This window comes from Bifidobacterium choerinum (assembly GCF_002761235.1).
Classification (GTDB): Bacteria; Actinomycetota; Actinomycetes; order Actinomycetales; family Bifidobacteriaceae; genus Bifidobacterium; species Bifidobacterium choerinum.
Map to the genome: position 1 here is coordinate 1930947 of NZ_CP018044.1, position 11975 is coordinate 1942921.

The window sequence follows — 11975 nt, forward strand, 5'->3', positions numbered from 1 at the left end:
AAACGACGTCGCGGGTGCACGATCCCGATGCGGGATCGCGCACCCGCGATCTGTCCGTAGGCGTGCGATCAGTCGTTGTCCTGATCGTCCTCGCCGTATTTCTCGATGATGGCCTGGGCGAGGCGCTTCTTCGGGATGCGCTGGTCCATCGACGTCTTCTGGATCCAGCGGAACGCGCCCTGTTCGGTGAAGTTCGCCTTGTCCATGAGTAGGCCCTTCGCACGGTCGACGAGCTTGCGTTCCTCAAGCGTGTCCTGCGCCTTCTTGAGCTGCTCCTCGGTGTCCTTGAGCTTCTCCTGCGTGTCCTTGAGTTCGCTTTCGTTGCGTTCGACGCTGTCGAGCAGCTCGTTGATTTCGGCGAAGCGGCCCATCGCCACGGCGAGCGCCGGCAGCAGCTTCGACTCCTCATACGGTTTGGTCACGTAGGCCATCGCGCCCGCGCCGATCGCCTGCTTGACGAGGTCGATCTGCGAGAACGCGGTGAGCATGACGACCGGTGCGATGTTCTCGTCGCAGATGACGCCTGCGGCCGTGATGCCGTCCATATGCGGCATCTTGACGTCCATGCATACGACGTCGGGCTTGAACTTGCGCGTCAGCTCGATGGCCTCCTCGCCATTGGCGGCCTGGCCGACGACGTCGTAGCCGTTGTCCTCGAGCATCGCGACGAGGTCCATGCGGTTGACCGATTCGTCTTCGGCGACGACGACGGTCGGCTTGCGCTTCTCCGTCTTCTTCTCCTCGTCCTGTTCGGCCTCGCTCGCCGCGTCGCCGTCGGCGGCGAGCGTGTCGAGCTCCTCCTCGGTGAGGACCTCTTCTTCGTGTTCCTTGTCCATATCCTGTACAGTCATCCGTCCCATGTCTCTTTCGCTCGGCGCCGAAGAAGACGGCGCGCAGTGGTCCTTATGCAGTATAGCGCAGGTCGTGGCACGTCCGGGGCGGCACGATCCGCGCGGTGGGGTCAGTCCTGGACCATATGGTTCGGCGACTCGTAGACGCGTTGGATCGCGATGATCGACTTCGCGTCCAGGATCGTGCCGTTGACCACCATCTTGTACGCCTCCTCGGGCGTGAAGTAGCGCACCGACGAGCGCAGCTCCTCGGGCGCGTCCTGCGGCGACGCCGGCGTGAGTCCGGATGCGAAGAACAGCGCGGTGTACTGCGTCGAGTAGCTCGGCGTGTTGATGAACCGGCAGAACTGCGTCAGATGGGAGGCCGTGTAGCCGACCTCCTCGATGAGCTTGCGGCGCGCCACGTCCGTCGGCCGCTCCGCCGCCTTGATCGCATGGCCCGCCGGGATCTCCAGCGTCCAGCGGTGCACGGCGACGCGGTACTGCTCGATGAGCGGGATCAGGCCGTCGTCGGTCAGGCCTATGACGCCGACCGAGTCGCCGTTGTTCTTGTGCAGGATGTAGCGGTCGAAATGGCCGATGTCGCGCGAATCATAGGACACCTGGTCCACTGTGAAATAATGGCCGCCCATCACGGTCTTGCGCGACTCCTCGACGACGGGCGCCGCCCGCCACGGATCGAATCGGCGATACGTCTCCTTGCCCATGGGATGCTCCTTTCGGGAACGACGAACACACTGCTGCCATTGTATACGGCCGGAGCCACGCGGCTTGGCGCACAGACGAAAACACGCGATGGACCCACGTGCAGCCGCCAAAACGTGTCCAAATCGGCATGTGTCCGGAAAACGGCGAAGACCGGCAATCGTTGGGATTTCAACGGTTGCCGGTCTTCAGGCCTTGGTGCCCCCGGTGGGACTCGAACCCACACTGTACAGATTTTGAGGCTGTCTCCTCTACCGATTGGGATACAGGGGCGTCGTCAGGCGACAAAGCCCAACTATACCATAGCGGCCGATCCGTGCGACACGCGGATATACGGTGGGGCCGTCCGGGATATGATGTCCCGGACGGCCCCTGTGAGGACGCGGCGCAGACGTCGCATCCGTCACCGTGCATATGTCAGTCGCAGGCTCCGACGGTGTGGACGTAGATCGAGTCGGTGCGGCCCGGCTGGTGATCGCCCTGCGCGGAGCTCAGGATGACGATCTTGTCGCCGTTGGAGACCTTGCCGGCGGCGCGCAGCACCTTGTCGGTGAAGGTCATCAGGTCCTTGCGGGACATGTCGTGGTAGTCCTCGTCGAGCAGGATGCCCTCGGTGCCCCAGCTGAGCGCGAGCCAGTGGTAGGTGTGCTCGTTCGTCGTCAGACCGTAGATCGGCGTGGCCGGACGTTCGCGCGAGACGCGATGGACGGTCGAACCGGTCTGCGTGTAGGCGACGATCGCCTTCGCGTTGAGCTTCTCGGCAAGGTCGACGGCGGCCGAGGAGACGGCGCCGGTGCTCGACATGTCGAGGTCCTTGAGTTTGGGGATGCGGTCGAAGCCGTGCTCGGTCGCGTAGCCGGAGATGCGGGCCATCGTCTTGACGGTCTCGGTCGGGTACTCGCCGACGGCCGTCTCGTTCGAGGTCATCGTCGCGTCGGCGCCGTCGAGGACGGCGTTCGCGCAGTCGGACGCCTCGGCACGCGACGGAACCGGCGAATGCACCATCGAACCGAGGACCTCGGTGGCGACGATGACCGGCTTCGCGTATTGGCGGGACAGCTCGATGCAGCGCTTCGTGACGAGCGGCACCTCCTCGAACGGCATCTCGACGGCCATGTCGCCGCGGGCGACCATGATGCCGTCGAAGACCTTGACGATGTCCTCGAGGTTCTCGACGGCTTGCGGCTTCTCGATCTTCGCGACGATCGGGATGCGGCGGCCCTCCTCGTCCATGATCTCATGGGCGCGGTCGATGTCGGTGGCGAAGCGGACGAAGGACATCGCGATGATGTCGGCGCCGGTGCGGATCGCCCAGCGCAGGTCCTTCTCGTCCTTTTCGGTGAGCGCCGGCAGCGAGACGGCGACGCCCGGGAGGTTGATGCCCTTGTGGCTCGAGACCGGTCCGGATACGACGACCTTCGTGTAGACGTTGTTGCCCTCGACCTTGGTCACCTCGAGACGGACCTTGCCGTCGTCGATGAGAATCGGGTCGCCCGGATGGCAGTCGCCCGGCAGACCCTTGAAGGTCGTGGACGTGATGTGCTCGTCGCCCTCGACGTCGTCGGTCGTGATGATGAACTCCTGGCCCTCCTTGAGCAGGACCTTGTCCTCGCCGTCGGCGTTCTTCTTGAACCAGCCGCAGCGGATCTTCGGACCCTGCAGGTCGACGAGGACCGCGACGTTACGGCCGGTCGTCTTCGAGGCCTCGCGCACGTTGTTGTAGACGCGCAGGTGGTCCTCCGGAGTGCCGTGCGAACGGTTGAGACGCGCGACGTCCATTCCCGCCTCGACGAGGGCGGTGAGGTTCTCAAGGGATTCAGTGGCTGGACCGATGGTATCTACGATCTTTGCTTTGCGCATGGATGCCTACCTATTCTTTGTGATTACTTTTCGGGACGTTGCCCGAACGCCGGTTCAAGCTTACAACACCCGGCACGGCGTTTTGCGCTCCGGGACGATTTTTCTTGTGAGCGATAACACCGCTCAGCGCCCCTACGGCCGCCTCTTCTCGAGGCTGCGCATCTTGAGCACGCTGAACAGCGCGGACAGGCCGATCGCGAGCACGATGACGGCGAGCGACATCCACGTCGGCACCTCGGGCACCATCGTCAGCGGCTGGCCGTGGTTGATGAACGGCAGCGTGTTGCCGTGCAGCGCCTCGAGGATGAGCTTGACGCCGATGAAACCGAGGACGACGGACAGGCCGACCGGCAGGTAGACGAGCTTGTCGAGCAGCGCGCCAAGCAGGAAGTACAGCTGCTGCAGGCCCAGCAGCGCGAAGACGTTCGATGTGAAGACGATGAAGGGGTCCTTCGTCAGGCCGAAGATCGCCGGGATCGAGTCGAAGGCGAACATGACGTCGGTAGTGCCGATCGTCAGGAACACGAACAGCATCGGCGTCCAGTACTTCACGCCGTCCTTCGTGACGCGCAGGCGCTCGCCGTCGTATTCGTTGGTGATGTGGCTGACTTTGCGCAGCATGCGGATGAGCGCGTTCTCGTGGAACTCCTCGTCGTCGTCCTCGCCGCGGGCGACCTTGACGGCCGTGTAGATCAGGAACGCGCCGAAGATGAAGAACACCCAGGTGAAGCGCTGCACGAGCGCGGCGCCGACGAGGATGAACAGGCCGCGCAGCACGAGCGCGATCGTGATGCCGACGGACAGCACGAACTTCTGCAGCTTCTTGGGTACTGCGAAGTTCGACATGATGATGACGAACACGAAGAGGTTGTCGATGCTCAGCGAGTATTCGGTGAGCCAGCCCGAGTAGAACTCGATCGCGGGCTTCGAGCCGGCGACCCACCAGATGAGGCCGCCGAAGATGAGCGCCATCGCGACGAAGAACGCGATGTGCTGCACGCATTCCCTCGTCGAGGGCACGTGCGGGCGGCGTCCGAGGATGAACAGGTCGACGATGAAGAAGACGGCGAGCACGATGTACGTGCCGACCATGAAGGAGACGGGTGTTTCTGCCATAGCCATCCAGCTTACGGAACGTCGGCGACGCCGGCGGCCCGCAGCCCCGTCCGCGGGGGCTGCGGGACACGGCTCAGCGCTTGGCCTCGGTCATCGCGCGCAGCTCCTTCTTCAGGTCGCGGATCTCGTCGCGCAGCCTCGCGGCGAGCTCGAACTGCAGCTGCTCGGCCGCCGTGTGCATCTGGTCGGACAGCTGGCGGATGAGGTCGGCGAGGTCCTGCGCCGGCAGCCCGGCCCTGAGGATCTCCTCGTGGCGCCGATCGGCCTCCTCGGGGTCGAGCGAGGGGACGCCCAGATGCGTGTTGCCCGCCTTGCCGGCGTTGCGGTAGCCGCCCTCGAGCAGCGTCTGCGTGTCCACGTCCTCCTTGGCGAGCATGTCGTTGACGTCGCTGATCTTCTTGATCAGCGGCTTGGGGTCGATGCCGTGCTCCTTGTTGTAGGCGATCTGGATCTCGCGGCGGCGTTCGGTCTCCCCGATTGCGCGGCTCATCGCCGCGGTCATGCCGTCCGCGTACATGATGACGGTGCCCGAGACGTTGCGCGCCGCGCGGCCGATCGTCTGGATGAGCGAACGGTAGGAGCGCAGGAAGCCCTCCTTGTCCGCGTCGAGGATCGCGACGAGCGAGACCTCGGGCAGGTCGAGGCCCTCGCGCAGCAGGTTGATGCCGACGATGACGTCGATCTTGCCCTCGCGCAGCTCGCGCAGCAGCTCGACGCGCCGCAGCGTGTCGACGTCCGAATGCAGGTACTCGACCTTGATGCCGCGTTCGAGCAGGTAGTCGGTGAGGTCCTCGGCCATCTTCTTCGTCAGCGTCGTCACGAGCGTGCGTTCGTTCCTGGCGACGCGGTCCTTGATCTCAGCGAGCAGGTCGTCGATCTGGCCGTCGACCGGGCGCACCTCGACCTTCGGGTCGACGAGCCCGGTCGGACGGATGATCTGCTCGACGACGCCGTCGGACAGGCCGAGCTCGTAGTCGCCGGGCGTCGCCGACAGATAGACGGTCTGTCCGACGCGTTCGAGGAACTCGGGCCATTTGAGCGGGCGGTTGTCCATCGCCGACGGCAGACGGAAGCCGTGCTCGACGAGCGTGCGCTTGCGGCTCGCGTCGCCCTCGTACATCGCGCCGATCTGCGGCACCGTCACATGGGACTCGTCGATGACGAGCAGGAAGTCGTCGGGGAAGAAGTCGAGCAGCGTATGCGGCGGCGTGCCGGGCGCGCGGCCGTCGAAGTGGCGCGAGTAGTTCTCGACGCCGGAGCACACGCCCACCTGGGAGAGCATCTCCAGGTCGTAGGTCGTGCGCATCGACAGGCGTTGCGCCTCGAGCTCCTTGCCCTGCTTGCGCAGTTCGGCGACGCGTTCGTCGAGCTCGCGCTGGATCGACCCGATCGCCTTCTCCATGCGTTCGGGGCCGGCGACGTAGTGCGAGGCCGGGAAGATGTGCACCTCGTCCTGCTCGCCGATGACGTCGCCGGTGAGTGGATGCAGCATCGAGATGCGGTCGATCTCGTCGCCGAAGAACTCGATGCGCACGGCGAGCTCCTCGTAGACCGGGATGATCTCGACGGTGTCGCCGCGCACGCGGAAGGTGCCGCGGGTGAACGCGATGTCGTTGCGCTTGTACTGCATGTCCACGAACAGCCGCAGCAGCCGGTCGCGGTCGATCTGCTGGCCGCGCTTGAGGAACAGCATGCGCCCGGCGTACTCCTCCGGCGTGCCCAGTCCGTAGATGCACGAGACGGTCGCGATGACGACGCAGTCGCGGCGCGTGAGCAGGTTCGCCGTCGCCGCGTGGCGCAGCCGCTCGACGTCGTCGTTGATGTTCGAGTCCTTCTCGATGTAAGTGTCGGTCTGCGGGATGTAGGCCTCGGGCTGGTAGTAGTCGTAGTACGAGACGAAGTAGCTCACGGCGTTGTCCGGCATGAGCTCGCGGAACTCGGCGCACAGCTGCGCGGCGAGCGTCTTGTTCGGCTCGATGATGAGCGTCGGGCGCTGCAGACGCTCGATGAGCCACGCCGTCGTCGCCGTCTTGCCGGTGCCGGTCGCACCCATGAGCACGACGTCGTTCTCGCCGTTCTCGATGCGCGTGGCGAGCTCGTCGATCGCCTGCGGCTGGTCACCGGACGGCTTGTACGGCGACTTGACGACGAACGGCTTGTTCGTGCGTTCGATGTTGAATCCCATGACGTTCCTCACTCCCGCTGTCCGTCGGCGAACCATGCCGCGACAAGCCTATCAACACATTCGAACATCTGTTCTATCGGCTGCGACGCGTCGATGACGACGTCCGCGTAGCGCAGCCGCGACGCATCGTCCCCCTGCCCCCTGACGCGCACACGCGCCTGCTCCGGCGTCATGCCGCGCGTCGCGACGAGACGGCGGACGCGTTCGTCGGCCGGCGCGACGACGCAGACGACCGAGTCGAACGTGAAGGGAATCGTATCCATGACCTCGCCGAGCAGCGGCACGTCGTGGACGATGACGCGCCTCCCTCCCCTCGCGAGGATGCTGCGCTCGCGGTTGCGCGCCAGATCGTAGACGTTCGGATGCATGATGCCGTTGAGTGTCTCGAGTGCATGCTCGTCGGCGCCGGCGCCGAACACGCGCTCCGCCAGCACCTTCCTGTCGATGCCGCCTTCGGCGCCGACGACGTCGGCGCCGAAGGCCTCGGCGAGCGGCGCGATGATCGGCGAGCACGGCTCCTGCAGGATATGCGCGAGGAAGTCGTAGTCGATGACGTCGGCGCCGTCGGCGGCCATGCGCGCCGCGACGGTGCTCTTGCCGGCGGCGATGCCGCCGGTCAGTCCGACGCGTACGAAGCGTCGTCCGCTCTCCCCCTGCATATACGCGTCCTTCCTCGTCCGGTCATTGACGTCCACATCGTAGGCGCGCCCGCATCGGCGTGTCAACCGACGCGGCGCCGGACGCCGTCGACGGAAAACAGGGGGGCGTCGCGCGCTCACATGCGCACGACGCCCCCTCAGTCGAAAGCCCTAGGGCTCAGCGGCTCACTTCTTCTCGTTCAGCAGCTGCTCACGCAGGGCGGCGAGCTGATCGGAATCGGCGAGGGTGCCGTTGGACTCGGAATCGGAGGAGTAGTTCGAGATCTCCTCGACCTTCTCTTCCTTCGGGGCGTTCTGGCCGTCCTCGGCGGCCGAGGCCTCGGCGTTCTCGAGCTCCTTGGCGACGAACTCCTTGTGCTGCTCCCACAGGTCGTGGGCGGCGGCGTACTGGGATTCCCATTCCTCGCGCTGCTTCTCGTAACCGGCGATCCACTCGTTGGTGTTCGGGTCGAATCCTTCCGGATACTTGTAGTTGCCTTCCTCGTCGTACTCGGCCGGCATGCCGTAGAGCGCCGGATCGAAGTCCTCGGAGGCCGGGTCGACGGAGTCGTTGGCCTGCTTGAGCGACAGCGAGATGCGACGACGGTCGAGATCGACGTCGATGACCTTGACGAAGACCTCTTCGCCCGGCTTGACGACGGTCTCCGGGTTCTCGACGTGGCGGTTCGCGAGCTCCGAGATGTGCACGAGGCCCTCGATGCCGTCCTCGACGGAGATGAAGACGCCGAACTGGACGATCTTCGTGACCTTGCCGCGCACGATCTGGCCCGGCACGTGGGTGCGGGCGAAGCGCTGCCACGGATCCTCCTGCGTCGCCTTGAGCGACAGCGAGATGCGCTCGCGGTCGAGGTCGACGTCGAGCACCTCGACGGTGACCTTGTCGCCGACCTTGACGACCTCGGACGGGTGGTCGATGTGCTTCCAGGACAGCTCGGAGACGTGGATGAGGCCGTCGACGCCGCCGAGGTCGACGAACGCGCCGAAGTTGACGATCGACGAGACGACGCCTTCGCGGATCTGACCCTTCTTGAGCTGCGAGAGGAAGGTCTCGCGCACCTCGGACTGGGTCTCCTCGAGGTACTGGCGACGCGACAGGACGACGTTGTTGCGGTTCTTGTCGAGCTCGAGGATCTTCGCCTTGATCTTCTGGCCGATGTACGGCGAGAGGTCGCGCACGCGGCGCATCTCGACGAGCGACGCCGGCAGGAAGCCGCGCAGGCCGATGTCCACGATGAGGCCGCCCTTGACGGCTTCGATGACGGTGCCCTCGACGACGCCGTCGTCTTCCTTGATCTTCTCGATGTCGCCCCACGCACGCTCGTACTGCGCGCGCTTCTTCGACAGGATCAGACGTCCTTCCTTGTCCTCCTTGGTGACGACAAGGGCCTCGATGGTGTCGCCGACCTTGACGACCTCATCCGGATCGACGTCCTTCTTGATGGAAAGCTCGCGGGAGGGGATCACACCCTCGGTCTTGTAGCCGATGTCCAGGAGAACCTCATCGTGGTCGACCTTGACGACCGTGCCCTCAACCAGATCACCATCGTCGAAGTTCTTGATGGTGGAATCGACTGCCTTGATGAAGTCATCGACGGTGCCGATATCGTTGATGGCGACCTTTTCGACTTCCTTATTGTTTTCTGCCATTAATGTGGTTCTTACAAAATAGTGGATGGATAGTAATCGTTCTTCAGTTATCGGCTGCGGCGCGGGAGCCGTGGCCCCGGCCGCAGGCACAGTCGGCGCGCGCATCATGCGCGCGTGCGACCGTTGGACAAGACTATCGCGAGCCATGCCCAAAACCGCATGCAGCATTTCGGGCGTGTCGCATCCGTTCACCTTGTCCAACAGACGACGGCGCCCCGTTATTCCGCGGCGGCGCGCTCGGCCATCTCGACGACGTTGCGCAGCAGCATCGCGCGCGTCATCGGCCCGACGCCGCCCGGGTTGGGCGTGTATGCACCGGCGATCGCGTAGCAGCCGTGGTCGACGTCGCCGTGGACGCGCATGCGGCCGTCGGCGCCGGGCAGCCGCGAGACGCCGACGTCGACGAGCACGGCGCCGGGGCGGATGTCCTCGGGGCGAACGAAACCGGCGCGGCCGACCGCGGCGACGATGACGTCGGCCTCGCGCATGTGCGCGGCGACGTCCTTCGTGCCGGTGTGGCACAGCGTGACGGTCGCGTTCACGTCGGCGCGCGTGAGCATGAGCCCGATCGTCCTGCCGATCGTGATGCCGCGCCCGAGCACGCACACACGGCGTCCGTCGAGGTCGATGCCGTAGTGCGCGAGCAGCGCGAGCACGCCACTCGGCGTGCACGGCAGCGGCGTCGTCAGCTCGCCGCGCGTGTGCAGCACGAGCTCGCCGAGGTTGTACGGATGCATGCCGTCGGCGTCCTTCGCCGGGTCGATCGCGTCGATGACGGCGTTCTGGTCGACACCCTCGGGCAGCGGCAGCTGCACGATGTAGCCGGTGCACGCCCGATCGGCGTTGAGCTCGGCGATGACGTCGAGCAGCTCCTCCTGGCTCGCGTCGGCGGGCAGCTCGTGGCGGATCGATGCGATACCGACCTCCTGGCAGTCGCGGTGCTTGCCGGCGACGTACTTGAGCGAGCCGGGGTCGTCGCCGACGAGCACGGTGCCGAGTCCGGGTGTGACGCCGCGCGCACGCAGCGCGCGTACGCGCTGTGCCAAATCCTCCTTCACCTGGGAGGCCACCGCCTTGCCGTCGAGTATCATTGCCATGAGGAAACCCCCTTCGTTGCCGTGGAACGATGTGCCTTGCCGTATCGTACGATACCGGCGCGCCAATGCGTGCCGCGCGACGCGTCCGGCGCACATGGCGCGGCGACGGTCTTACGCAAAGGAACCATCGCTCATGGGCATACGAACCTCGTCATACCGTCTGCGGGCGGCCGCCGCATCCCTCGTCGCGCTCGCGCTCGCGGCCACGCTCGCCGGATGCGGCCACGTCGTCGCCGACGACGCATCCCCCACCGCCTCCGCCTCGGCCTCATCCGGGCCGCTCACCGTCGTCGCCTCGCTCAACCAGTGGGGTTCGCTCGCCGCGCAGATCGGCGGCGACGACGCGAAGGTCACGTCGATCCTGTCGTCGACGACGGCGGACGCCCACGACTTCGAGCCCACCGCCAAGGACGTGAAGACATTGCACGCCGCCGACGTCGTCGTCGTCAACGGCGCCGGATACGACGACTGGGCGAGCAAGAACCTGCCGTCGACGACGACAGTCGTGTCCGCCGCCGACATCGTCGGCGCGATGGACGGCGACAACCCCCATCTGTGGTTCTCCCGCGACGCGCGCTACGCGATGGCCGACGCGCTCAGGGAGACCTTCGCGCGGCTGCGCGGGCAGGACGCGAAGTCCTTCGACGCTAACCTCGAGACGTGGAAGAAGAAGGAGGACGCGCTCGAGAAGCGCATCGAGGCCTTCGGCAAGGAGCACGACGACCTCACCTACGCGGCGACCGAATCGGTCGCCTATTACCTGATGAACGACATGGGCTTCGAGGACAAGACGCCCGCCGGCTACGCGCGCGCGATGGCGTCCGAGGCGGAGCCGGCCGCGGCCGACGTGCGCGACTTCCGCAGGCTTCTCAGCGACGACGGCGTACGTCTGCTCGTCAACAACCCGCAGGAGCAGAACGAGACGACGCAGGGCTTCGTCGACATCGCGCGCAAGGAGAAGATGCCGGTGCTCGACGTCACCGAGCAGATGCCGCCCGACTACGCCGATCTGACGGCATGGATCGGGGCGCTGTTCGACGCCGTCGAACAGGACATGGACACGTGCCGGGATTCGGCGAAGGACTGCCCGACCGACGAATCCGGCGACGCCGCGAACGACGGCAACACCGAGCAGGACCGCGCCGTCAATGAAGGCGACGACTGAGTCCGAACGGGTCATGTCGGCGGCCGTCCGCCGCCGACGCCATCCGTCGTTATTGAGAATCATTGTCAATAGCGATTGCGATACTGGTCGCGTCCAATCGGCGGAAAGGAACCGCAATGCAACAGTCTGACGCGTCCGAGAGGCGCGGTCCGAGCGTCGAATGCCGCGACATCGCCGTCAAACGCGGCGGGACCACGATCTGGAGCCACGGCACCTTCACGATCCCGAGAGGCACCGTCACGGCGATCGTCGGCACCAACGGCGCCGGCAAGACGACGCTGATGAAGGCGGAGCTGGGGGTGATACCGCTCTCCCACGGCACGATGCGGGTGCTCGGCGCCGCTCCGGGCGAGGACAACGCGCGCATCGGCTACGTGCCGCAGAGCTACACGAACGACATCGACTCGAGCCTGACCGCCGAGCAGTCGGTGCTGCTGGGGCTGACCGGCACGCGCTTCGGCTTCCATCCGGTGACGCGCCGCCAGCGGGCGAAGGCGCACGAGGCGATGGAGTTCATCGGCATCGCCGACAAGGCGAAGCTGCGGCTTTCGGAGCTTTCCGGCGGCCTGCGCCAGCGCGTCGCGATCGCGCAGGCGCTTGTGAGCAACCCCGAGCTGCTGATGCTCGACGAGCCGCTCGCCAACCTCGACCTGGCGAGCCAGCGTACGACGGTGCAGATCCTGTCGAGGC

At 65.7% G+C, this 11975-nt stretch carries 9 protein-coding genes, 1 tRNA gene and 1 pseudogene; 2 read left to right on the plus strand and 9 right to left on the minus strand.

All coding sequences use genetic code 11. The annotated features are described in order from the left end of the window. Positions 1-68: 68 nt before the first annotated feature. The 9 genes from BcFMB_RS07995 to BcFMB_RS08035 all read right to left on the minus strand — a co-directional run bounded on the left by BcFMB_RS07995 (position 69) and on the right by BcFMB_RS08035 (position 10120). Positions 69-836: an ANTAR domain-containing response regulator gene (locus tag BcFMB_RS07995; protein WP_418215015.1), complete on the minus strand. Its 768-nt coding sequence runs from the start codon at positions 834-836 to the stop codon at positions 69-71. A 125-nt stretch (positions 837-961) separates the two neighbouring features. Then, positions 962-1558: an NUDIX domain-containing protein gene (locus BcFMB_RS08000; RefSeq protein WP_024541275.1), complete on the minus strand. Its 597-nt coding sequence runs from the start codon at positions 1556-1558 to the stop codon at positions 962-964. A gap of 194 nt (positions 1559-1752) precedes the next feature. Then, positions 1753-1829 (minus strand) — tRNA-Leu (locus tag BcFMB_RS08005). Positions 1830-1973: 144 nt separating this feature from the next. Next, positions 1974-3416, minus strand: a complete 1443-nt coding sequence (pyk, locus tag BcFMB_RS08010; protein ID WP_024541274.1) for a pyruvate kinase — start codon at positions 3414-3416, stop codon at positions 1974-1976. Between the two features lie 132 nt (positions 3417-3548). Next, positions 3549-4532 carry a TerC family protein gene (locus tag BcFMB_RS08015; RefSeq protein ID WP_099721503.1) on the minus strand — a complete coding sequence of 328 codons (984 nt, stop codon included), beginning with the start codon at positions 4530-4532 and terminating at the stop codon, positions 3549-3551. Between the two features lie 73 nt (positions 4533-4605). Beyond that, complete coding sequence (gene uvrB, locus BcFMB_RS08020) at positions 4606-6717, minus strand: excinuclease ABC subunit UvrB (RefSeq protein ID WP_099721504.1); 2112 nt, start codon at positions 6715-6717, stop codon at positions 4606-4608. Between the two features lie 8 nt (positions 6718-6725). After that, positions 6726-7376: a dephospho-CoA kinase gene (gene coaE, locus BcFMB_RS08025; RefSeq protein WP_099721505.1), complete on the minus strand. Its 651-nt coding sequence runs from the start codon at positions 7374-7376 to the stop codon at positions 6726-6728. Between the two features lie 165 nt (positions 7377-7541). Next, a complete protein-coding gene (rpsA, locus tag BcFMB_RS08030; protein ID WP_024541270.1) occupies positions 7542-9023 on the minus strand; it encodes a 30S ribosomal protein S1 in 1482 nt (493 codons plus the stop codon). 218 nt (positions 9024-9241) lie between these two features. Then, positions 9242-10120 (minus strand): bifunctional methylenetetrahydrofolate dehydrogenase/methenyltetrahydrofolate cyclohydrolase, encoded by an 879-nt coding sequence (locus BcFMB_RS08035; protein WP_024541269.1) that lies wholly within the window; start codon positions 10118-10120, stop codon positions 9242-9244. Positions 10121-10253: 133 nt separating this feature from the next. On the opposite strand from BcFMB_RS08035, the gene BcFMB_RS08040 reads away from it, so the two are divergent. Together BcFMB_RS08040 and BcFMB_RS10090 are read left to right on the plus strand one after the other, a co-directional pair. Next, positions 10254-11285 carry a metal ABC transporter solute-binding protein, Zn/Mn family gene (locus BcFMB_RS08040; RefSeq protein ID WP_051354908.1) on the plus strand — a complete coding sequence of 344 codons (1032 nt, stop codon included), beginning with the start codon at positions 10254-10256 and terminating at the stop codon, positions 11283-11285. A gap of 116 nt (positions 11286-11401) precedes the next feature. Further along, positions 11402-11935: pseudogene (locus BcFMB_RS10090) on the plus strand (ATP-binding cassette domain-containing protein); the annotation flags it as partial. Positions 11936-11975: the final 40 nt, after the last annotated feature.